Annotated in this window: 18 protein-coding genes; 9 read left to right on the top strand and 9 right to left on the bottom strand. The window is 72.8% G+C overall.

The window, feature by feature from the left end:
- Window positions 1–2: 2 nt before the first annotated feature.
- The 3 genes from hutI to AB0J97_RS10060 all read right to left on the bottom strand — a co-directional run bounded on the left by hutI (window position 3) and on the right by AB0J97_RS10060 (window position 3,840).
- A complete protein-coding gene (hutI, locus tag AB0J97_RS10070; protein ID WP_357694176.1) occupies window positions 3–1,211 on the bottom strand; it encodes an imidazolonepropionase in 1,209 nt (402 codons plus the stop codon).
- A gap of 427 nt (window positions 1,212–1,638) precedes the next feature.
- A complete protein-coding gene (gene hflX, locus AB0J97_RS10065; protein ID WP_357694651.1) occupies window positions 1,639–3,051 on the bottom strand; it encodes a GTPase HflX in 1,413 nt (470 codons plus the stop codon).
- A 96-nt stretch (window positions 3,052–3,147) separates the two neighbouring features.
- Complete coding sequence (locus AB0J97_RS10060; RefSeq protein ID WP_364086724.1) at window positions 3,148–3,840, bottom strand: DUF4097 family beta strand repeat-containing protein; 693 nt, start codon at window positions 3,838–3,840, stop codon at window positions 3,148–3,150.
- Between the two features lie 157 nt (window positions 3,841–3,997).
- Between AB0J97_RS10060 and aceB the strand changes: the two genes are divergently transcribed.
- From aceB to AB0J97_RS10025, 7 genes are all read left to right on the top strand, one after another.
- A complete protein-coding gene (aceB, locus tag AB0J97_RS10055) occupies window positions 3,998–5,575 on the top strand; it encodes a malate synthase A (protein WP_364086722.1) in 1,578 nt (525 codons plus the stop codon).
- 111 nt (window positions 5,576–5,686) lie between these two features.
- Window positions 5,687–7,126 (top strand): FAD-linked oxidase C-terminal domain-containing protein, encoded by a 1,440-nt coding sequence (locus AB0J97_RS10050; RefSeq protein WP_364086720.1) that lies wholly within the window; start codon window positions 5,687–5,689, stop codon window positions 7,124–7,126.
- The gene (locus AB0J97_RS10045; protein WP_364086718.1) at window positions 7,126–8,319 is read left to right on the top strand and encodes an FAD-binding oxidoreductase; all 1,194 of its coding nucleotides are present in this window, start codon (window positions 7,126–7,128) and stop codon (window positions 8,317–8,319) included. The genes AB0J97_RS10050 and AB0J97_RS10045 overlap by 1 nt, the downstream gene beginning before the upstream one ends.
- A gap of 2 nt (window positions 8,320–8,321) precedes the next feature.
- Window positions 8,322–9,572 carry a heterodisulfide reductase-related iron-sulfur binding cluster gene (locus AB0J97_RS10040; RefSeq protein ID WP_364086716.1) on the top strand — a complete coding sequence of 417 codons (1,251 nt, stop codon included), beginning with the start codon at window positions 8,322–8,324 and terminating at the stop codon, window positions 9,570–9,572.
- Window positions 9,569–10,318: an IclR family transcriptional regulator gene (locus tag AB0J97_RS10035; RefSeq protein WP_364086714.1), complete on the top strand. Its 750-nt coding sequence runs from the start codon at window positions 9,569–9,571 to the stop codon at window positions 10,316–10,318. Before AB0J97_RS10040 ends, AB0J97_RS10035 begins: the two co-directional genes overlap by 4 nt.
- Window positions 10,319–10,356: 38 nt before the next feature.
- Window positions 10,357–11,097, top strand: a complete 741-nt coding sequence (locus tag AB0J97_RS10030; protein ID WP_364086712.1) for an IclR family transcriptional regulator — start codon at window positions 10,357–10,359, stop codon at window positions 11,095–11,097.
- Between the two features lie 4 nt (window positions 11,098–11,101).
- Window positions 11,102–11,314, top strand: coding sequence for a DUF2277 domain-containing protein (locus tag AB0J97_RS10025; protein ID WP_357694192.1), 213 nt, complete (start codon window positions 11,102–11,104; stop codon window positions 11,312–11,314).
- Window positions 11,315–11,336: 22 nt separating this feature from the next.
- On the opposite strand, the gene AB0J97_RS10020 is transcribed toward AB0J97_RS10025, so the two are convergent.
- Window positions 11,337–11,747: a hypothetical protein gene (locus tag AB0J97_RS10020; protein ID WP_357694194.1), complete on the bottom strand. Its 411-nt coding sequence runs from the start codon at window positions 11,745–11,747 to the stop codon at window positions 11,337–11,339.
- Between the two features lie 93 nt (window positions 11,748–11,840).
- On the opposite strand from AB0J97_RS10020, the gene AB0J97_RS10015 reads away from it, so the two are divergent.
- Both AB0J97_RS10015 and AB0J97_RS10010 read left to right on the top strand, forming a co-directional pair.
- Window positions 11,841–12,518, top strand: a complete 678-nt coding sequence (locus tag AB0J97_RS10015; RefSeq protein ID WP_364086709.1) for a response regulator transcription factor — start codon at window positions 11,841–11,843, stop codon at window positions 12,516–12,518.
- Window positions 12,515–13,753 (top strand): HAMP domain-containing sensor histidine kinase, encoded by a 1,239-nt coding sequence (locus AB0J97_RS10010; protein ID WP_364086707.1) that lies wholly within the window; start codon window positions 12,515–12,517, stop codon window positions 13,751–13,753. Before AB0J97_RS10015 ends, AB0J97_RS10010 begins: the two co-directional genes overlap by 4 nt.
- 6 nt (window positions 13,754–13,759) lie before the next feature.
- Here AB0J97_RS10010 and AB0J97_RS10005 read toward each other — a convergent pair whose 3' ends face one another.
- From AB0J97_RS10005 to AB0J97_RS09985, 5 genes are read right to left on the bottom strand one after another with little or no spacing between them, the layout of a single operon-like run.
- Window positions 13,760–14,431, bottom strand: coding sequence for an HNH endonuclease family protein (locus AB0J97_RS10005; protein WP_357694200.1), 672 nt, complete (start codon window positions 14,429–14,431; stop codon window positions 13,760–13,762).
- Between the two features lie 60 nt (window positions 14,432–14,491).
- Window positions 14,492–17,593, bottom strand: coding sequence for a 2Fe-2S iron-sulfur cluster-binding protein (locus AB0J97_RS10000; protein ID WP_364086705.1), 3,102 nt, complete (start codon window positions 17,591–17,593; stop codon window positions 14,492–14,494).
- Complete coding sequence (locus AB0J97_RS09995; RefSeq protein ID WP_357694204.1) at window positions 17,590–17,838, bottom strand: sarcosine oxidase subunit delta; 249 nt, start codon at window positions 17,836–17,838, stop codon at window positions 17,590–17,592. Before AB0J97_RS09995 ends, AB0J97_RS10000 begins: the two co-directional genes overlap by 4 nt.
- Window positions 17,838–19,040 carry a sarcosine oxidase subunit beta family protein gene (locus AB0J97_RS09990; protein WP_357694206.1) on the bottom strand — a complete coding sequence of 401 codons (1,203 nt, stop codon included), beginning with the start codon at window positions 19,038–19,040 and terminating at the stop codon, window positions 17,838–17,840. The genes AB0J97_RS09995 and AB0J97_RS09990 overlap by 1 nt, the downstream gene beginning before the upstream one ends.
- On the bottom strand, window positions 19,037–21,430 hold the full coding sequence (locus AB0J97_RS09985) for an FAD-dependent oxidoreductase (protein ID WP_364087370.1): 2,394 nt from the start codon (window positions 21,428–21,430) through the stop codon (window positions 19,037–19,039). The genes AB0J97_RS09990 and AB0J97_RS09985 overlap by 4 nt, the downstream gene beginning before the upstream one ends.
- Between the last annotated feature and the right edge of the window lie 43 nt (window positions 21,431–21,473).

The following is a 21,473-nucleotide window of genomic DNA, read 5'->3' as shown; positions in this document are numbered from 1 at the left end:
TGTTACTGGACGGGAGTGCCGCCCCGCCACACCCGGCGCGGCTTGAGCCCGAAGGACCAGGCGAAGGCGCCCTCGTGGTCGGCGTCCCACTGGACGATGTCGGCCAGCCGCCCGGGAGCAAGCACCCCGCGGTCGGGCGCCCCGAGGACGGTCGCGCCGCCCAGCGTGGCCGCGCGCAGCGCGTCGTTGACGCTCATGCCGAACGCCGACACCGCCATCGCGATGACCAGCGACATCGAGGTGATGCCGCAGAAGCCGGGGTTGTGGTCGCTGCCGAGGGCGATCTGCACGCCGTGCTTGATCATCTGGCGGACCGGCGGCACGTGACCGCGCTGGAGCGCCGTGGCCGGGCAGACCACCGCGGGCACGCCGTAACGGGACATGATCGCGATGTCCTCGTCGGACATGTGGTGCAGGCCGTCGGCGGAGGCGCAGCCGAGCTCGGCGGCCAGCTGCACGGCGCCGCGACGGCTGAACAGGCCGGCGTGGATGCGCGGAAGCAGCCCGACGTTGCGGCCCGAGGCGAGGACCCAGCGGGACTCCTCGGTGGTGAAGTGGCCCTCGTCGCAGTAGACGTCGACGCTGTCGGCGCCGGCCGCCGCCGCGTCGGCGCACCAGGCGCCCACGGCCTCGACGTACTCGCGCTGACGGCCGAAGTACTCCGGAGGGACGACGTGCGCCGCGAGGAAGGTGACGTGCACCCGCGGCATCATCGGCTCCTTCTCCAGCTCGCGCAGGAGCCGCACGTCGGCCAGCTCGCCGTCGCGGGTGAGGTGGTAGCCGGTCTTGGCCTCGACGGTGGTGGTGCCGCTGAGCAGCCAGCTCCGCAGCCGCTCGCGCACGCCGTTGCACAGCGTCCAGGGGTCGGTGCCGCGGGTCACGGTGACCGTGGAGCCGACGCCGCCGCCCGCCGCGGTGATCGAGGCCGCGCTGGAGCCGCCGGTGCGGATGGCCAGCTCGGCGTAGCGGTTGCCGGCGTAGACCGGATGCGTGTGGGCGTCGATGAGACCGGGCGTGACGAGCGCGCCGCCGAGGTTCTCCACGTGGTCGACGTCGACGATGTCGTCGACGACGCCGGGCACGCTCTGCGGGAGGTCGGGCGCCCGCCCGACCCAGGCGATGCGGTCGTTGTGCACCAGGATGGCCGCGTTGCTGAGGACCTCGTTGCCCGTCCACAGGCGACCGATGTTGGTCAAGAGCCGAACGGTCATCGCACCACCGCCCCCTGCAGGCGCAGCACCCAGTGCACGGCCTGTGCCGCGCCCACTGAGTCCGCTCCGGGTCCGGACGACATGGGGGGTCTCCTGCTCTCATCCGCGTGATGTTGTGCGGTGACCGTATCGCCGGAGACATGATCCGGCGATTTCAGTTCAGTTACGTTATTTCACAGCCGGGCTTGGTGTACAGGGTTATTCGGAAGAAAGACCTCTCATCCCATCCGTCACCCGGCCACGCCTTGCCCCCTGGCCCCCGCTGACGACTGCCGCACTCGACGTCATCATCCGAAACCCAGAACCGAAACCAAAAAACCAGACCAATGTTAGGTCTGGCCATCCTAGCAACCCCGGGGTTCGGGGACCACTGCCCTATTTGGGCAGCTCTGCGCTACTTCGAGCGAAGAGCTGCCCAGCCGTCCCGCTAAGAGACGCGCTCGACCGGCTTGCCGACCCGCTCCAGTTCCTGGAACAGGCTCGGCAGCACGCGGGCGTGCAGGACGGTGCCGTCCTGGACGTGCTCGACGGAGAGCACCTCGCCCTCCTTGTGGGCCCGCGAGATCAGGTCGCCCCGGTCGTACGGCACCAGCAGGTGGACCTCGTGGTCGAGGCGCGGCAGCCGCTCCTCGATGAGCCGCATGAGCTCGGGGACGCCCTTGCCGGTACGGGCGGAGACCACGATGCTGTCACGCTCGCGCCTGGCGATGCGGTCGAGCACCTCCTGGTCGGCCGCGTCGGCCTTGTTGATCACCACGACCTCGGGCACCTCGGAGGCGCCCTCGATGTCGGCGAACACCTCGCGGACGGCCGCGAGCTGCCCCTCGGGGTCGGGGTGCGAGCCGTCGACCACATGCAGGATCAGGTCGGCGTCGGCGACCTCCTCCAGCGTGGACCGGAACGCCTCGATGAGCTGGTGGGGCAGGTGGCGCACGAAGCCGACGGTGTCGGCGATCGTGAACAGCCGGCCCTCCGGCGTGCGCGCGCGACGCACGGTCGGGTCGAGGGTGGCGAACAACGCGTCCTCGACCAGCACGCCCGCACCGGTGATGCGGTTGAGCAGCGAGGACTTGCCCGCGTTGGTGTAACCCGCGATGGCCACGGCCGGGACCTCGCGCCGCTGGCGCCGGTGGCGCATGGTCTCGCGCGAGGTGGACATGCCGCTGATCTGGCGGCGCAGCTTGGACATGCGCTCGCGGATGCGGCGCCGGTCAAGCTCGATCTTGGTCTCACCGGGGCCGCGGCCGCCGATGCCCACGCCGCCGGCGGCACGACCGCCGACCTGGCGGGACAGGTTGCCGCCCCAGCCGCGCAGGCGCGGCAGCAGGTACTGCAGCTGCGCCAGCTCGACCTGGGCCTTGCCCTCGCGGCTCTTGGCGTGCTGGGCGAAGATGTCGAGGATCAGCGCCGTACGGTCGATGACCTTGACCTTGACCGTCTCCTCCAGCTGGCGGAGCTGGCCGGGGGTCAGCTCGCCGTCGCAGATCACGGTGTCGGCGCCGGTCGACTCGACCACGTCGCGCAGCTCCAGGGCCTTGCCCGAGCCGATGTAGGTGGCCGGGTCGGGCTTCTGGCGCCGCTGGATGAGCCCTTCGAGCACCTCGGAGCCGGCCGTCTCGGCCAGGAGCTTGAGCTCGAGGAGGGAGTTCTCGGCGTCCTCGGCCGTGCCGGAGGTCCAGACGCCGACGAGAACGACCCGCTCGAGCCGCAGCTGCCGGTACTCGACCTCGGAGACATCCTGGAGTTCGGTGGAGAGGCCCGCCACGCGGCGCAGCGCCTGGCGCTCCTCGAGGTCCATGTCGCCGGTCTCGAACTCGTCGAGCGCGGTGTATTCGTGCATTCGTGTCATCTCTATGAGGGAACGTCTGGACACCTCGGTGTCTTCCCACGATGGTGGCACGACATCCCCGGAGTCATCATCTGGTTATCCCGCGGATCATTCCGCGGAGAGCGCCACGTCGCCGGAACCGGCGGTCAGCGAGATCGTACGGGGAGAGCTCGGGTCGGACTTGACGGAGACGGCGGAGTCCCCGGAGCCCACGTCGGTCTTCACCTTGTAGGCGCCCGTGGGCACCTTCAGGACGATGTCCCCCGAACCGCACTCCAGTTCCGTACTGTCCGGCGCGGCGGCGTACTTGAGCTCGACGTTGCCCGACCCGGCCTTGACGTAGGCCTTCTTGCCGGTCATGCCGGAGCCGTCGAGGTCGCCGGAGCCGAGGTCGGCCGTGAGCTGGCCGCTCAGCGCCCGCAACGTGATGTCGCCCGAGCCGCTGTCGAGGTCGACCGCCATCCCCTTGGGGATCTCGATCTTGTAGTCGACACTGCAGCTCCCCCAGTTGGACGGGCAGTCGTACGTCACGAAAAGCGCCTGGGCCTCGACCTTGTGCTGCGGCTTGGGCTTGTCGTCGTTCCGCCAGCGCAGCGTCTCGATGACGCGGACGGCGGGACCGTCGGTCTCGGTGATCACGACATCCCCGGCGTCGCTCTTGACCTGCAGCTTGGAGACCTTGTCCTTGACCTCGTAGGACACGGTGTCCTGGTTCGAGGAACCCCCGAGGCTCTCAAGCCCGCAACCCGTCAGCACCAGCGCGGCGGCCAGCAGCCCGCCCGCCACGGCAATCGTCTTCATGCCCCCGATCCTTTCGCGGGCATGACCCCCTCCGCATCGGGGATGCCCCGGAAGGCGCACCAGGGATACCCCAGCCTTTGACCCGGGAACCCTGGCCGGAGTAGCTTCACTTCCACAATACAGAATCAGTTTTCCACTCTACGGAAAAGAGGGGGACATGGAGATCACCGGCCCGATGCTCGAACGGTTCGACGAGATCCTCACGCCGGAAGCGCTCGGCTTCGTGGCGGCTCTCCAGCGGGAGTTCGGCGCCAGGCGGCTGGAGCTGCTCGAAGCCCGCCGGACCCGCCAGGCGGAGCTGTCGGCCGGCGGGACGCTGGACTTCCTGCCGGAGACGAAGGCGGTCAGGGAGGGCGAGTGGCAGGTCGCGCCGCCGGCCCCCGGCCTGGAGGACCGCCGCGTCGAGATCACCGGGCCGGTCGACAGGAAGATGACCATCAACGCGCTCAACTCCGGCGCCGAGGTGTGGCTGGCCGACTTCGAGGACGCCAACTCCCCCCTGTGGGAGAACTGCGTGTCCGGGCAGCTCAACCTGCGCGAGGCGCTCGACCGGGCGATCGACTTCGAGACCGGCGGCAAGACGTACGCGCTGCGGCCCGACGACGAGCTGGCCACGATCGTGGTGCGCCCGCGCGGCTGGCACCTGGACGAGAAGCACGCCCAGGTGGACGGGCGGCCGGTGTCGGCGTCGCTGTTCGACTTCGGGCTCTACTTCTTCCACTGCGCGCGGCGGCAGCTCGACAAGGGCAAGGGGCCGTACTTCTACCTGCCGAAGATGGAGTCGCACCTGGAGGCGCGGCTCTGGAACGACGTGTTCACGCGGGCCCAGGAGCTCCTGGGCATCCCGTACGGCACCATCAGGGCCACCGTGCTCATCGAGACCTACCCGGCGGCGTTCGAGATGGAGGAGATCCTCCACGAGCTGCGCGACCACTCGTCCGGGCTCAACGCGGGCCGCTGGGACTACCTGTTCAGCGTGATCAAGAAGTTCCGCACGCGGGGGCGGGAGTTCCTGCTGCCCGAGCGGAACGCGGTGACCATGACGGCGCCGTTCATGCGGGCCTACACCGAGCTGCTGGTGCGCACGTGTCACAAGCGCGGCGCGCACGCCATCGGCGGGATGGCGGCGTTCATCCCGTCGCGGCGCGACGCCGAGGTGAACGCGGTGGCGCTGGAGAAGGTGCGGGCGGACAAGACGCGCGAGTCGGGCGACGGGTTCGACGGCTCCTGGGTGGCCCACCCCGACCTCGTGCCGGTGTGCCGCGAGGTGTTCGACGGCGTCCTGGGGGACCGGCCCAACCAGCTCGACCGGCTGCGCGAGGACGTCAGCGTCTCGGCCGCCGACCTGCTGTCGGTCTCCGAGACGCCCGGCCAGATCACCGAGACGGGCCTGCGCAACAACGTCGACGTGGCCCTGCGCTACCTGGCCGCCTGGATGGGCGGGCTGGGCGCGGTCGCGATCCACAACCTCATGGAGGACGCCGCGACGGCCGAGATCTCGCGTTCGCAGATCTGGCAGTGGATCCACAACGACATCACGCTGGCCGACACCGGCGAGCGGGTGACCAAGGAACTGGTCGAGCGGATCATCGCCGAGGAGCTGGACCGGGTCTCCGCCGAGCCTGGCTACGACGAGCGGCTGTTCGGGCAGGCGACGGCGCTGTTCAAGGAGGTGGCGCTGGACGACGACTTCGCCGAGTTCCTGACGCTGCCGGCGTACGCCCGAATGCCGTAGATGCGGGCGTGCATAAGCGGCCCCCCGAAAACCACCCGGACGACCTCCGAAAACTGGCCATAAGGGTGGAAACAGTCGCACACTAGAGGTGACGGACCTGGAGAGTGACTGGTGCTCGACACGCTGACGGCGGCGTTGCGCTCGCTGCTGCCTCCCGACTCGGTGATCACCGACCCGGTACGCCTGCGCACCTACGAGTGCGACGGGCTGACCAGCCACCGGGCGACACCGGGCGTGGTCGTGCTGCCTGCCACGGCCGAGCAGGTCGCCGGGGTCGTCCGGAGGTGCAATGACTTCGGGGTGCCGTTCGTGGCCAGGGGGTCGGGCACGGGCCTGTCGGGCGGCGCGCTCCCCCGCGAGGACGGCGTGCTCATCGTCACCTCCAGGATGCGGCGGATCCTGGAGATCGACCTGCCCGACCGCCGGGCCGTGGTCGAGCCGGGCGTGACCAACCTGGCGATCACCGAGGCGGTCCGCGAGCAGGGCTACTACTACGCCCCCGACCCCTCCAGCCAGCAGGTCTGCTCGATCGGCGGCAACGTGGCCGAGAACTCCGGCGGCGCCCACTGCCTCAAGTACGGCTTCACCGTCAACCACGTCGAGGCGTGCGAGATCGTCACCCCCGACGGCGACCTGGTCGTCCTCGACCGCATGGACCCGGGCTACGACCTGCTCGGCGCGTTCGTCGGGTCGGAGGGCACGCTGGGGATCGCCACCAAGATCACCGTACGGCTGAGCCGGACGCCGGAGGCGGTGACCACCGTGCTGGCCGCGTTCGAGGACATCGAGCAGGGCGGCCGGGCGGTGTCGGCGATCATCGGGGCGGGCATCGTCCCGGCCGCGATCGAGATGATGGACGCGCTGGCCATCGAGGCCGCCGAGGAGGCGGTGGCCTGCTCCTACCCGGCGGGCGCGGGCGCGGTGCTGATCGTCGAGCTGGACGGGCCGCGGGAGTCGGTCGAGCGGCAGTTCGCCCAGCTCGCGGAGATCTGCTCGGGCGCGTTCGAGCTGCGCGTGGCGGCCGGTCCCGAGGAGCGCGCGGCCATCTGGAAGGGCCGCAAGTCGGCCTTCGCGGCGGTGGGCCGGATCAGCCCGGCCTACATCGTCCAGGACGGCGTCGTGCCGCGCACGTCGCTGCCCGGCGTGCTGGCGGCCATCGACCGGCTCTCGCGCGAGCACGGCATCAGGGTGGCCAACGTCTTCCACGCCGGCGACGGCAACCTGCACCCGCTCGTGCTGTTCGACGACGCCGAGCCGGGCGCGGGCGAGCGGGCCGAGGCGGTCTCGGGCGCGATCCTCGACCTGTGCGTCGAGCACGGCGGCTCGATCACCGGCGAGCACGGCGTCGGGGTGGACAAGGCCCGCTACATGCCGAAGATGTTCACCGCGGCCGACCTGGACACCATGCAGCTCGTCCGGTGCGCGTTCGACCCGGGCGGCCTGTCCAACCCGGGCAAGGTGTTCCCCACGCCGCGGCTGTGCGGCGAGGTGCCGGGCGTGCGCAAGGGCGCGCACCCGCTGGTCGAGTCGGGCAGGGCGGAGCAGTTCTGATGGCCGATCCGTTCTCGGGCACCGGCGTGACGGTCCGGGCGGCCGCTCCCGATGACCCGGTGCTCCGGTGGGGAGCCCGGTGGGTGGCGCTGCCGGAGACGGTCGAGGAGGTCGCCGCCGTGCTGCGCGCCTGCGCCGCGCGTGATCTGGCGGTGGTGCCCGTGGGCGGCGGCACGAAGCTGCACTGGGGGCCGCCGCCGGAGCGGTGCGACGTGCTGCTCGACCTGCGCCGCATGGACGAGGTCCTGGAGCACGCGGCGGGCGACCTCGTGGTGCGCGTCCAGGCCGGGGTGAGGATGGGGGCGCTGGCGGAGGTGCTCGCGGCGCGGGGGCAGGAGCTGGCGCTCGACGTGCCGTCCGCCCGCGAGGCGACCGTCGGGGGCACCCTCGCCGCCGGCCTGCCCGGCCCTCGCGCCTTCCGGTACGGCGCCGCCCGCGACCTGCTCATCGGCGTCACGGTGGTGCTGGCCGACGGCACGGTCGCCCGGTCGGGCGGCAAGGTGGTCAAGAACGTCGCGGGCTACGACCTCGGCAAGCTCTTCACCGGCTCGTACGGCACCCTCGGGGTGATCGCGGAGGCCACGTTCCGGCTGCATCCGCTGCCCGGCGAGCGGAGCTGGGTGGTCGCCGGGCTGCCCGCGGCCGACGTGCCGGCGATCGCGGCGGCGCTGGCGGCCTCGCAGGCCGAGCCGAGCGCGGTCGAGGTGGACCGTCCGGAGCCGGGCGGGCCGGTGACGCTGGCCGCGCTGGTGGAGGGCACGGCGGCCGGCGCGCGGGCCGAGGCGTTGCGCGACCTGGCCGGCGCCGGGGCGGTGACCGGCGAGCCGCCGTCCTGGTGGGGACGCGTCCCACGGGACGAAGTGCTGGTCGAGGTGCGTTTTCCACCCGCCGCGGCCGGGGTGGTGCTGCGGGCGGCGGCCGGGTGCGGCCTGTCGCTGCGCGGGTCGGTGGTCGCCGGGCGGGTGCTGCTGGAGCCGCCGGCCCCCGTCGCCGAGGACGTCCTGCCGGGCCTGGTGGCCGGGCTGCGGGAGCGGGTCGAGGCCGCGGGCGGCCGGGTGAACGTGCTGGCCGCGCCGTACGCCGGGATCGACAGGTGGGGGCGGGTGAGCGCGCTGCCGTTGATGCGGCGGGTCAAGGAACGGTTCGATCCGGGACGCAGGATGTCGCCCGGACGGCTGACGGGAGGCGTCTGACCATGGACCCGGAGCTGGACCCGAAGATCGACGCGAAGATCGACGCGAAGATCGACCCTGTGCTGATCGGCGACTGCGTGCACTGCGGGTTCTGCCTGCCGACGTGCCCGACGTACGCGTTGTGGGGCGAGGAGATGGACTCGCCGCGCGGGCGCATCCACCTGATGAAGCAGCACGTCGAGGGCACCCCGGTCACGCCGGAGATGGCCGGGCACTTCGACGCCTGCCTGGGCTGCATGGCGTGCGTCACGGCGTGCCCGTCGGGCGTGCGCTACGACCGGCTGATCGAGCAGACGCGGGCGGAGGTCGAGCGCACGCACGTGCGGGAGCCGCGGGAGCGGGCCGTGCGGGAGATCGTGTTCAGCCTGTTCCCCTACCCGCGCAGGCTGCGGCTGCTGCGGCCGACGATGTGGCTGGCCGGGCGGATGGCGCCGTTCCTCACACGCGTCCACCCGAGCCTGGGGGCCATGGCCGCGCTCGCGCCGCGCGTGGAGCACCGGCAGCGCCTGCCGCGCCTGGTCAGGGCCAGGGGCAGGCGCAGGGCGGTGGTGGGGATGCTCACCGGGTGCGTGCAGGGCGAGTTCTTCCCGCAGGTGAACGCGGCCACCGCGCGGGTGCTGGCGCTGGAGGGCTGCGACGTGCTCGTCCCGGCCGGGCAGGGCTGCTGCGGGGCGCTCAGCGTGCACGCCGGGCGCACCGGGCAGGCCCGGCGGCTGGCGCGCCGGACGATCAGCGCGTTCAGGAGGGCGGGGGTGGACACGGTCGTGGTGAACGCGGCCGGCTGCGGCTCGACCATGAAGGAGTACGGCGAGCTGTTCGGCGCCGACCCCGGGTTCCGGGTGACGGACCTGTCGGAGTTCCTGGCCGAGCTGGGCCCGGTGGCCAGGCGGCATCCGCTGCCGCTCACGGTCGCCTACCACGACGCCTGTCACCTGGCCCACGCGCAAGGCGTCCGCGCGCAGCCGCGCGAGCTGCTGCGCGGCATCCCCGGGCTTGAGCTGCGGGAGATCCCCGAGTCGGCGATCTGCTGCGGGTCGGCGGGGACGTACAACATCCTGCAACCCCAGGCGGCCCGCGACCTCGGCGACCGCAAGGCCGAGGCGGTCGGCTCGACCGGGGCCGAGCTGCTGGTCTCGGCCAATCCGGGGTGCACGATGCAGATCGCCTCGGCGATGCGCCGGGCCGGGAAGGAGATCAGGGTGGCCCACACCGCCGAGGTGCTGGACGCGTCCCTGCGCGGGGTGTCGCTGTGAGCGTGCAGTCGGTCGAGCGGGCGCTCGACGTGCTGGAGGCGCTGGCCGGGCACGGCGGCGAGGCCGGGCTGTCGGAGATCGCGGCCACGACGGGCCTGCCGTACGGGACCATCCACCGGCTGCTCCAGACGCTGCTCGCCCGCGGATACGTGCGCCAGGAGTCCGACCGCCGGTACGCGCTCGGCGGCGGGCTGGTCCGCCTGGGCGGCATCGCCGAGAGCATGGTGGGCGTATGGGCGCAGCCGTACCTGGCGCGGATGGTGGAGCTGTCCGGCGAGACCGCGAACCTGGCCGTGCTCGAAGGCGACTTCGTGGTCTACGTGGCGCAGGTGCCCTCGCCGCGCAGGCTGCGCATGTTCGCCGAGGTCGGCCGGCGGGTGCTGCCGCACAGCACGGCCGTGGGCAAGGCGCTGCTGGCCGGGCGGAGGGCCGCCGAGGCGATGGCGGTGTTCGAGCGTACGGGCATGCCGCGGCGCACCCCGAACACGATCACGGACGCGGCCGGCATGCTGGCCGAGCTCGACCGGGTCAAGGAGCGCGGCTACGCGACGGACCTGGGCGAGGAGGAGCTGGGCGTGCACTGCCTGGCGGTGCCCGTCCGGGACGGCGACCGGGTGGTGGCCGCGATGTCGGTGTCGGGGCCGGCCGAGCGCATCGACGCCCTCGACCGCGACGAGCTGGCCGAGGGCATGCGGAAGATCGCCCTCGACTTCGGCCGCGAACTCGCCCCCGCCTCCTCGAAGTAGCCGCAGCGGCGGGGCTCCGCCGGTTATTCTGTTGCGCTGTGAGCAACAGCACGACGGTTCAGTCCGTCGACCGGGCCATCGCGATCCTGGAGATCCTGGCCCGCGAGGGCGCCACCCGGGTGACGGACCTCGCGGTCGAGCTCGACGTGCACAAGTCCACCGCGTTCCGGCTGCTGGCCGCCCTGGAGCAGGGCGGGCTCGTGGAGCAGAGCGGCGACCGGGGGCGCTACCGGCTCGGGTTCGGCGTCGTACGGCTGGCCGGCGCGGCCACGGCCCAGCTCGACCTGTCCAGGGAGAGCCGCGAGGTGTGCCTGCGCCTGGCCGAGGCGGTCGGCGAGACCGTCAACATCGCGGTCCCCCAGGACGGCGACACGGTCAACATCAGCCAGGTGCGCGGCCCTGCGGCGATCAGCGGCCACAACTGGGTCGGCCAGCGCACCCCGTCGCACGCCACCTCCAGCGGCAAGGTGCTGCTCGCCTTCGGCGCCCTGCGCCTGGCCGGCGAGCTGGAGCGCTACACGCCGCGCACCGTCACCTCCCCCGCCGGCCTGGGCCTGGAGGAGATCAGGGAGCGCGGCTGGGCGGCCACGGTGGAGGAGCTGGAGGTCGGCCTGAACGCCGTGGCGGCCCCGATCAGGGGGGCCGACGGCTCGGTGGTGGCCGCCGTCAGCGCGTCGGGCCCGTCCTACCGGCTCACGCCCGAGCGGCTGCCCGAGGTCGGCGAGCTGCTCGCCGAGGGCGCGAGGGAGATAAGCCAGCGCATCGGCTATTACCGTTGAGAGCATGTGCAGAAGCATCAAGACCCTCCGACCGCCGTACGCCGAGAGCGTGACCGAGGAGGACGTGCGGGCCGCCGCCCTTCAGTACGTCAGGAAGATCTCCGGATTCCGCGCCCCCGCCGCCCACAACGCCGAGGCGTTCGACCGGGCGGTGGAGGCCATCACCAGGGCGTCCGAGGAACTGCTGGGAGCGCTGGAAGTGCGCGGAGGCCGCTGAACGGCCCGCGCCGGGGAAGCGGTCAGCGGGTGGCGGGGCCTTCCGGCGTGCAGAAGATCTTGAGTTCGACCTCCTTGCCGTCCTCCGGCTCGAACTCCACCTTCGCCTCCTGGGCCGGGCCGGGCTCGACGCCGTCCACCGAGTAGCCCTGGGCGGGGCTCCAGGAGCGCAGGGTGACCAGGCCGCCGGAGCAGGAGGCGATCACCGTGCCGGCCTCGGTGCGCATGAGCCGGTCCTGGGCGCGGGCGGACGTCCGGGGCATGGGCGTGACGGCGCGCGCGGTGGCCGTGGAGAGGGCGGCGCGCACCTCCGGCCCGCTGAGCACCCGGCTGGAGGTGCCGGTCACCTCGGTTCCGAGCAGGCCGAGCACGGCCACGGCCGTCCCGGTCGCGGCGGCCGCGGTGACGGCCCAGGCCAGCACGAGACGCTTCACGCTCTCACCCTCCCCCATGTACGGCTAAGCGCAGGTTAAGGCGACACTAAGGATGCTCGGGGCATCGTCAGGGACCGTCTACGGTTTGGGTATATGGCTGACATCCTGCTCATCGAAGACGACGTGACCATCCGCACGTCGTTGAGCCGGGGCCTGCGCGATCTCGGCCACGCGGTCTCCTCCTCCCCGACCGCGCTGGAGGGGTTGCGGCTGGCCGTGCAGGACCGTCCCGACCTGATCGTGCTCGACCTGGGCCTGCCCGACCTCGACGGCGTCGAGCTGCTGCGCATGTTGCGGGCGGTGAGCCGGGTGCCGGTGATCGTGGCGACCGCCCGCGACGGCGACGCCGAGATGGTGCCCGTCCTCGACGCGGGGGCCGACGACTACGTGGTCAAGCCGTACAGCGCCCGGCAGCTCGACGCCCGGGTGCGGGCGGTGCTGCGGCGCGCGGGCGAGGCCGTGCCGGAACCGCTGGCCGTGGGCGGCCTGCGCGTCGATCCCCGGGCTCGTACGGCCACGCTCGACGGCGTGTCGCTCGACCTCACGCCGCGCGAGTTCGACGTGCTGCACTTCCTGGCGGCGCGGCCCGGCGAGGTGGTCACCAAGCGCGAGCTGCTGACGGAGGTGTGGCGGCTCCCGTACGGCGGCGCCGACAAGACCGTGGACGTGCACCTGTCGTGGCTGCGCAGGAAGCTGGGCGAGACCGCGGCGGAACCCCGCTACCTGCACACCGTCAGAGGCGTCGGGGTCAAGCTGGTCGAGCCGTCGTGAGGCGCTGGCTGGCGCTGCTGGTGGCGGCGACGACGTCGCTCGTGCTGATCGCACTGCTGGTGCCGATGGCGCTGCTGATCGGGACGGTGGCCGAGAACGGCGCGATGAGCCGGGCCACCGCCGCCGCCGAGTCCGTCGCGGTCGCGGTCGGCACGCCCGACCTGCCGCTGGCCGTCGAGCAGGTGCCCCGGCGGGTGACGGTGTTCCTGCCCGGCGGGAAGACGATGGGCGCGCCCGCCGCCCGCTCCGACGCCGTACGGCTGGCCGCGACCGGCCGGAGCGTGACCGCCGTCGCCCCCGGCGGCCGGGAGGTGCTGGTGTCGGCGCAGTCGACCGGCGGCACGGCCGTGATCAGGGTGTTCGTGCCGGACGACGAGCTGACGCACGGCGTGCGGGCCGCCTGGCTGGCGCTGCTGGTGCTCGGGCTGGGGCTCGTGGTGCTCGGCATCGTGCTGGCCGACCGGCTGGCCCTGGCCGTGACCAGGCCCGTGGTCGGGCTGGCGCGGGTGTCGCACCGGCTGGCCGGCGGCGACCTGAGCGCGCGGGCCGAGCCGGGCGGGCCGCCCGAGGTGCGGTCGGTGGCACTGGCGCTCAACCATCTGGCCGGGCGCATCGGCGACCTGCTGGCCGCCGAACGTGAGTCGGTCGCCGACCTGTCCCACCGGCTGCGCACGCCGCTGACCGGCCTGCGGCTGGAGGCGGAGTCGCTGCGCGACCCGGAGGAGGCCGCCCGCGTGCAGACCAGGGTGGACGCGCTGGAACGGGCGGTCAGCGCGGTCATCACCGAGGCGCGGCGGCGCTCGGCCGGGCGCGGCCCCTGCGACGCGGCCGAGGTGGTCCGGGAGCGGGTGCGCTTCTGGTCGGTGCTGGCCGAGGACCAGGGACGGCCGGTGTCGGTCTCGCTGCCCGAGGCTCCCGCGCCGGTCGCCGTCGGCGGCGAGGAGCTGGCCGCGTGCGTGGACGCGCTGCTCGGCAACGTGTTCGCGCACACCCCGGAGGGGACCGCCATGGCCGTACGGCTGTCGTCCCGGCCCGGCGGGGCGCTGCTGGTCGTGGAGGACTCGGGGCCGGGGTTCGACCCGGAGTTGCTGGAGCGGGGGAACAGCGGGGGCGGCTCGACCGGGCTCGGGCTGGACATCGCCCGGCGTACCGCCGAGTCCTGCGGCGGCACGCTGGCCGTCTCCACGCCGGAGGGCGGCGGGGCCCGCGTGGAGCTGACGCTGACCGCCCCCTGACGCGGGTCAGCAGTCCTTGAGTATGCCTTCCATGGCGCTCTTCTCGCCGTCGGTGATCCAGACGTCGTACTTGCTCTTCACGTCGATCTGGCGGGCGATGTAGGCGCACCGGTACGCCTTGCGCGGCGGCAGCCAGGTGGCCGCGTCGGAGTCGCTCTTCTGGTTGTTCAGCGGGCCGTCCACCGCCAGCAGGTTCAGCGGGTCGTTGGCGAACTCCTTGCGCTTGGTGGGCGACCACTGCTGGGCGCCCTTCTGCCAGGCGTCCGACAGCGGCACCAGGTGGTCGATCTGGACGGCCGTGCTGGTGTCCTGGCCGCGCTTGAACTTGATGGTCTTGCCGCTGTAGGGGTCGTCCAGCGTGCCGGTGAGCACGATGCAGTCGTGGGTGCCCGACTTGAACGTCTCGTCCTTCATGTCGCGCTTGAGGATGTCGTTGCGGGTGTCGCAGCCGTTGTGGTCGACGTCGGCCCAGGCGGGGCCGAACGCGTCCCGGTCGAAGCCGGTGCGCGGGGCGCGGCCCTTGACCTTGAGCTTGTCCAGCTTCTTGCGGGCGTCCGAGACGGACGCCGAGTCCGGCTTGGCCGGGTCCGGGCCGCCGCCCGACTGCGCCGCCAGGCCGCCGCAGCCGGTCAGCATGGTCACTGCGGCCAGACCGGCCGTGAACGCCCGTACGCGCACGTCATCTCCCAGACTTCGGTTTTCGTAAAGTCTAGGTATAGCAAGTACCCCTAAATGGTCTCATAACGCCAAAATGGCGTCCAAGAGCCACTCTGCCAGGTACGACGTGAACGACGACCTGACGTGGATCCGGTACACGCCGGACGTCCGCCGTTCCAGGATCACCGAGGTCTTCCCCAGGAACGTCTGGGCGTGCCCGGGGAACACGTCCGGATGCAGGTCCACCGGACAGCCGGTGATCAGGACGTCGTCCGCCGCCGGCCCGGACAGCTCCAGGATCGTGCGCTGCCCGGAGACGTCCACCCAGCCGGGACCGGGCACGGCGTCCCCGGCGACCAGCCACCAGGACGGGCCGAGCCGCAGCCCCACGCCGGGATCGGCGCCCCGGACCTCCCACATCGGCTCGAACGGCAGCTCGCGCAGCCGCGCCGACGGCCCGCTCGCCGCCGCGAACCGCCCGGCGAACGCCGCCGCCGGGCTCTCCCGCGCCGGGAGGCCCCCGAGGAGCGCGGGCGCGTCCTCCTCCAGGGGGTCGCCGTCGCGGCGGGCGTTGTCCGGGTCGTACAGGACCGGCTCGACGACCGTCACGCCGTGCGCCGCCGTCCCCGACACCGCCGTGAGCCGGTCCCCCGGCACGACGTCCCTGACCATGGCCAGCGCGAACGTCCGGCCGAGCGCCGCACTGGCGTAGCCGGAGGTCACGTGGCCCAGCATGGGCGCGCCCGGCCCGCCCCTGACGAGCTGGGCCCCCTCCTCGATCGGCGTCGCGGGGTCGTCGGCCAGCAGCCCGACCAGGCGCTTGCGGCCGTCCCGCGCGGTGTCGGGGCGGGCGTGCGAGCGTCTGCCCACGAAGTCGGGCTTGCGCGGGGAGACGATCCACGACATGCCGAGGTCGTGCGGCGTGACCGTGCCGTCGGTCTCCTGGCCGACGATGGCGAACCCCTTCTCGGCCCGCAGCACGTGCATCGCCTCGGTCCCGTACGGCACCGCGCCCAGCCCCAGCACCGCCTCCCACAACGCCCTGCCGTACGGCCAGGGCACGTTGACCTCGTAGGCCAGCTCGCCGGAGAAGCTGATCCTGAACACCCGGCCGGGCACGCCGAGCACGTCCGTCTCCGCGTACCGCATGAAGGGCAGGCCGAGCGCGCCGGGCGCGACGGCGGCGATCACCCGCCGCGCCTTGGGTCCGGCCACGACCACCGTCGCCCAGTGGTCGGTCACCGAGGTGAGGGAGACGTCGAGCCGCGGCCACTCGGTCTGCCGCCACTCCTCCAGCCAGTCGAGCACCGCGGCCGCGTTGCCGGTGGTCGTGGTCATGAGGTAGTGGTCGTCGGCCAGCCTGGTGGTGGTGCCGTCGTCGAACACCATGCCGTCGGCCCGGCACATGAGCCCGTACCGGCAGGCGCCGACGGCGAGCGTGGAGTACATGTTGGTGTAGATCCGGTCCAGGAACACGCCCGCGTCCGCGCCCCGGACGTCGATCTTGCCCAGGGTGGAGGCGTCCATGGCGGCGACGGAGGTGCGGGCGGCCCGGCACTCGCGCTGCACGGCCGCCTCCATCGGCTCGCCGTCCAGCGGGAAGTAGCGGGGGCGCTTCCACTGGCCGACGTCCTCGAACACCGCTCCCGCCGCGACGTGCGAGGCGTGCATGGCAGTGGTCCTGACCGGGTCGGAGAGCGCGCCCCGGTCCCGTCCGGCCAGCGTCGCGAACGACACCGGCGTGTACGGCGGCCGGAACGTGGTCGTGCCCACCTGCCCGGGCGTGGTCCCGAGCAGGGCCGACATCACGCCCACGACGACCGCGCCCGACGTCTTGCCCTGGTCGGCGCCGGTGCCCGCGGTGGTGTACCGCTTGACGTGCTCGACCGAGCGCATCCCGGTCCCGGTCGCCCTGGCCAGGTCGGCCACGGTCACGTCGCGGTGCAGGTCGGCGAAGGCGGGCTCGTCGCCGTCCCCGTCGACCAGCCACAACGCCGCCGGTGGCCGCGGGGGCCGCTCGTCGCACTCCGGCACGCGCAGCTCGCGGGCGGCGGATCCGGCGGCCTCCCGTCCGGCGGCGTGGCCGTCGGCGATGGCCTCGCGGGTGCCGTACAGGCCGCGGCAGGCGCCCGCGGAGCGTTCGGCCTGGGCCGAGACGTGCGGGACGAACGCCTGCGACGCCTCGTCGAAGCGCACCCGTCCCTGCGACTGGCTGAACAGGTGCACGGCGGGGTTCCAGCCGCCCGCCACGGCCAGCAGGTCGGCCTCGATGTGCCGCTCCCCCACCCGCACGCCGGTCAGCACGCCGTCCGGCCCGGCCGTGGTGCCGGTCACCACCTGCCCGGCCAGGGCGTCGGCGGTGAGCCCTTCGGGGCGCGGGTCGACGATCGCGGCGATCTCCACACCGGCCGCGCGCAGGTCCCCGGCGGCCTCGTAGCCGGAGTCGGCGCAGGCGAACACGACCGCGCGGCGGCCGGGGAGCACGCCGTACCGGTTGACGTAGGCGCGGGCGGCCGAGGCCAGCATGACGCCGGGCCGGTCGTTGCCGGGGAAGGCGAGCGAGCGTTCGTGCGCGCCGGTCGCCAGGACCACCCGGCGGGCCCTGATGTGCCACAGCCGCTCGCCGCGCGCCCGCCGTTCCACCGCCACCACGTAGCCGTGGTCGTGGTAGCCGACGGCCGTGGTCCTGGTGAGCACCCGCACGCCGGACAGATCCAGCGAGTCCACCCAGTCCAGCGCGGGTGCGCCGTCCAGCAGCACCCGGCTGTTCAGCAGGTCGCCGCCGAGGCGGGGCTGGTCGTCGAGCAGGATCACCCGGGCCCCGCGCGCCGCGGCGGCCGCGGCGAGCCCGGCCGGGCCGCCGCCGACCACCAGCACGTCGCAGTGCAGGTAGCCCTTGTCGCAGCGGCGGTCGTCGGCCGCGCCCAGGTCCACCCGGCCCTTGCCGCTCAGGCTCCACGCCTCCAGACCGTCGTACAGCTCCACGGTCGTGGCCGCCAGCATCGGGTCGGCGCCGACGCGGACCAGGGCGTTCGGCTCCTCGGGGCCGGCCGAGAAGACGCCGCGCGGGCGGCCGGACTCCACGCCCCGGCCCACCACGCGCACCCCGTTGCGCAGCAGCGCGGCGGCCAGCGTGTCGCCCGGTTCCCCCTGGAGGGGACGGCCGTCGAAGGTGAACCTCATGGCGCCTTCCTGATCTCGTGCGTGACCGTGTGCCGTTCGACGGTGAACCAGGTCCGGCAGCCGTGGGTGTGGAACCAGCGTTCGCGGAACCAGCCCTTGGGGTTGTCGCGCAGGAAGACGTAGGCGGCCCACTCCTGGTCGGACAGCTCGGCGGGGGCCTGCGGATACGGAACCCCGGCCTGGCCGCCGTAGTGGAACTCGTTCTCGTCGCGGGGGCCGCAGTGGGGGCAGTCGAGGAGCAGCATCAGTGGGCCACCGCCGCCGCGCCGTGCTCGTCGATGAGCGCGCCCGTGGTGAACCGCTCCAGCGCGAACGGCTCGGCCAGCGGGTGCGGCCGGCCGTTGGCGATCGTGTCGGCGTACACCCAGCCGGAGCCGGGGGTCGCCTTGAAGCCGCCGGTGCCCCAGCCGGCGTTGACGTAGAGGCCGTCCACGGGGGTGGCGCCGATGATCGGGGACGCGTCCGGCGAGACGTCGACGATCCCGGCCCACGTCCGCAGCACGCGGACCCGGCTGAAGAGCGGGAACAGCTCCAGGGCCGCCGCCATCTGCGCCTCGATCACGTGGAACCCGCCGCGCTGCCCGTAGGAGTTGTACGCGTCGATGCCCGCCCCCATGACCAGCTCGCCCTTGTGCGCCTGGCTGACGTACACGTGGACGGCGTTGGACATGACCACGCAGTCGAGCACCGGTTCCAGCAGTTCCGACACCAGCGCCTGGAGCGGGTGCGACTGCAGCGGCAGCCGGAGGCCGGCCCGCTCGGCCAGGACCGAGGTGTGCCCGGCCGAGGCGAGTGCGACCTTGCCGGCCGCGATGGGCCCGCGCGAGGTCCGCACGCCGGTCACCCGGTTCCCGGTGATCTCGAACCCGGTGACCTCGCACCCCTGGATCAGGTCGACGCCGTACGCGTCCGCCTTGCGGGCCAGCGCCCACGCGACGTGGTCGTGCTTGGCGATGCCGCCGCGCCGCTGCAACGTGGCCCCCAGAACGGGGTAGCGCGCCCGGTCGGACACGTTGACGATCGGGCAGAACTTCCTGACCTCGTCGGCGTCCAGCCATTCGGCGTCCACGCCGTTGAGCCGGTTGGCGTTGACCCGCCGCCTGCCCTCGCGCACGTCGCCCAGGTTGTGCGCCAGGTTGAGCACGCCGCGCTGACTGAACTGCAGGTCGTAGTCCAGGTCCTCGCTCAGGCCCTCCCACAGCTTCAGGGAGTGCTCGTAGATGGCGGCGCTCTCGTCCCACAGGTAGTTGGAGCGGATGATGGTGGTGTTGCGCGCCATGTTCCCGCCGGCCAGCCAGCCCTTCTCCAGGACGGCGACGTTCGTCAGGCCGTGGTTCCTGGCCAGGTAGTAGGCGGTGGCCAGGCCGTGCCCGCCGCCGCCCACGACGACCACGTCGTAGGAGGGCCTCGGATCGGGGTTGCGCCAGAGGAAGCCGGGGTGGGTCAACGTCTGATCTTCTCCATCTGGGGGTCGAACAGCGGCTCGGCGGCGACCTCCGCGGGCACGCGGCGGCCGAAGTAGGAGATGTCCACCCGCGTCCCGGGTCCGGCCAGCTCGGAGGGCAGCCAGGCGTAGGCGATGGGACGGCCGACGGTGTGCCCGTACGCGGCGCTGGTGACGTACCCGACGACGCGGCCGGCGTGCGAGACCGGTTCCTTGCCCATGACGACCTCCGCGCTGAGCAGCGGCACGAGCCTGCGGGACGGCTCGGCGGAGAGCGCGTCGCGGCCGTGGAAGTCCTTGTCCGCCTTGACCGCGAACCCCAGCCCGGCCTCGTACGGGTCGTGCTCGGTGGTCATGTCCACGCCCCAGAGCCGGTACCCCTTCTCCAGCCGGAGGCTGTTGAACGCGGCCCGCCCGCCCGCGACCGGCATCCCGGTGGCCATGAGCGTGTCCCACAGCTTGAGGCCCATGTCGGCGCCGGTGTAGAGCTCCCAGCCCAGCTCGCCCACGTACGAGACGCGCATCGCCAGCACCGGCACCTGCCCGACGTACCCGGACCGGCAGGTGAAGTAGCGGAAGTTCTCGTTGGACAGGTCCATGTCGGTGAGCCCCTGCACCAGTTCCCTCGCCTGCGGCCCCCACACGCCGACGCAGCAGGTGCCGGACGTGATGTCCCTGATGTGCACGCCGCGGGGGGCGTGCCGGGTCAGCCAGTCGAGGTCGAGGTTGCCGTTCGCGCCGAGCTGGAACCTGTCCTCCTCCAGCCGCGCCGCCGTGAGGTCGGAGCGGATGCCGCCGCCGGCGTCCAGGAGCAGGGTGTAGGTGACCGTCCCGGGCCGTTTGTCGACGTTGTTCGTGGTCATGTGCTGGAGGAACGCCGCCGCGCCAGGGCCGCTGACCTCGATGCGCTTGAGCGAGGTCATGTCGTGGAGCGCGACCCGCTCGCGGGTGGCCCACGCCTCGGCGGCGGCGACGGGCGACCAGTAGCGGCCGGCCCACGCGTCCCGCCGGTCGGCGCCGATCCGAGGCTCTTCGAGGCCGGCGAGCAGCGGCTCGTTCGCCTCGAACCAGTGCGGCCGCTCCCACCCGGCCGACTCCAGGAAGAACGCGCCCAGTTCCACCTGGCGGGGGTGGAACGGGCTGGTCCGCATCGGGCGCGGCGACTCCATGGGCTGCAGCGGGTGGATGACGTCGTAGACCTCGACGAAGTTCTGCCTGCCGCGCTCCTCGACGTAGGCGGGCGACAGTTGCGCCTGCTCGAACCTGGCGAGCTCGCACTCGTGCACGTCCACCTGCGACCGGCCGGTCACCAGCAGCTCGGCCACCGCCCTGGCCACCCCGGCCGAGTGTGTCACCCAGACGGCCTCGGCCAGCCAGAACCCGTCCAGGTGCGGCGCCTCACCGATCAGCGGGAAGCCGTCGGCGGTGAAGGAGAAGACGCCGTTGATGCCGTCCTCGTACTTGGACTCGGCGAGCGCGGGCAGCAGTTCGGCCGCGTCGCGCCAGGCGGGGTCGAAGTCCTCCTCGGTGAACGACTGGACCGAGGGCATGGTGGTGCCCTTCGGGCCGATCTCGTGCTGGGCGACCGGCATCGGGCGGTGGGCGTAGGAGCCGATGCCGATGCGGTCGCCGTGCTGCCGGGCGTACAGGTCCCGGTCCTGGTGGCGGAGGATGGGGCCCTCGGGCTGCGGGGGCAGCGGGCCGGACTTCGCGTACTGGTGGGCCAACGGCAGCAGCGGCACGGTCAGCCCGGCCAGCTCGCCGATCGAGGGGCCCCAGAAACCGGCCGCGCACACGATCACGTCGGCCGGGATCGTCCGGTACTCCCCCTCGACCGCGCAGGACACGCCGGTGACCCGGCCGCCCTTCTGCTCGACGCCGATCACGGTGTGCCCGCCGAGGAACCGGGCGCCGCGTCCGGTGGCCCGCGCCGCCTGCGTCTCGCCGCACGCCACGGCGGCGGCCAGGCCGTCGCTGGGCACGTGCAGGCCGCCCAGCACCCGGCTCCGGTCCAGCATCGGCCACAGCCGGGCGCACTCCTCGGCGTCCAGCAGGCGGCCCTCGACGCCCCACGATTGCGCCCAGCCGAGCTTGCGGTGCAGGTCGGTCCAGCGCTCGGGGGTGGTGGCCACCTCCAGCCCGCCGACCTGCCGGAAGCAGTGCTCACCGAGCGCGGTGTACTTGCGCACGGTGTAGGCGGCGAACTCGGTCATGGTCTTCGACGGGTTCGTCTGGAAGACCAGGCCGGGGGCGTGCGAGCTGGAGCCGCCCGCGGCGAAGAGCGGGCCCTGCTCCACCACGGTGACGTCGGTCCAGCCGCGTTCGGTGAGCTCGTCGGCCACCGCGCATCCCACGATCCCCGCCCCGATGATCACTACGCGCGGCCGACCCATCACGCCTCCGGTTGTTCCTTATTACGCAACACGCACCGGACTA

Source organism: Nonomuraea sp. NPDC049607, from assembly GCF_040675375.1.
Classification (GTDB): domain Bacteria; phylum Actinomycetota; class Actinomycetes; order Streptosporangiales; family Streptosporangiaceae; genus Nonomuraea.
This window is presented reverse-complemented; position numbering and strand designations above follow the sequence as displayed.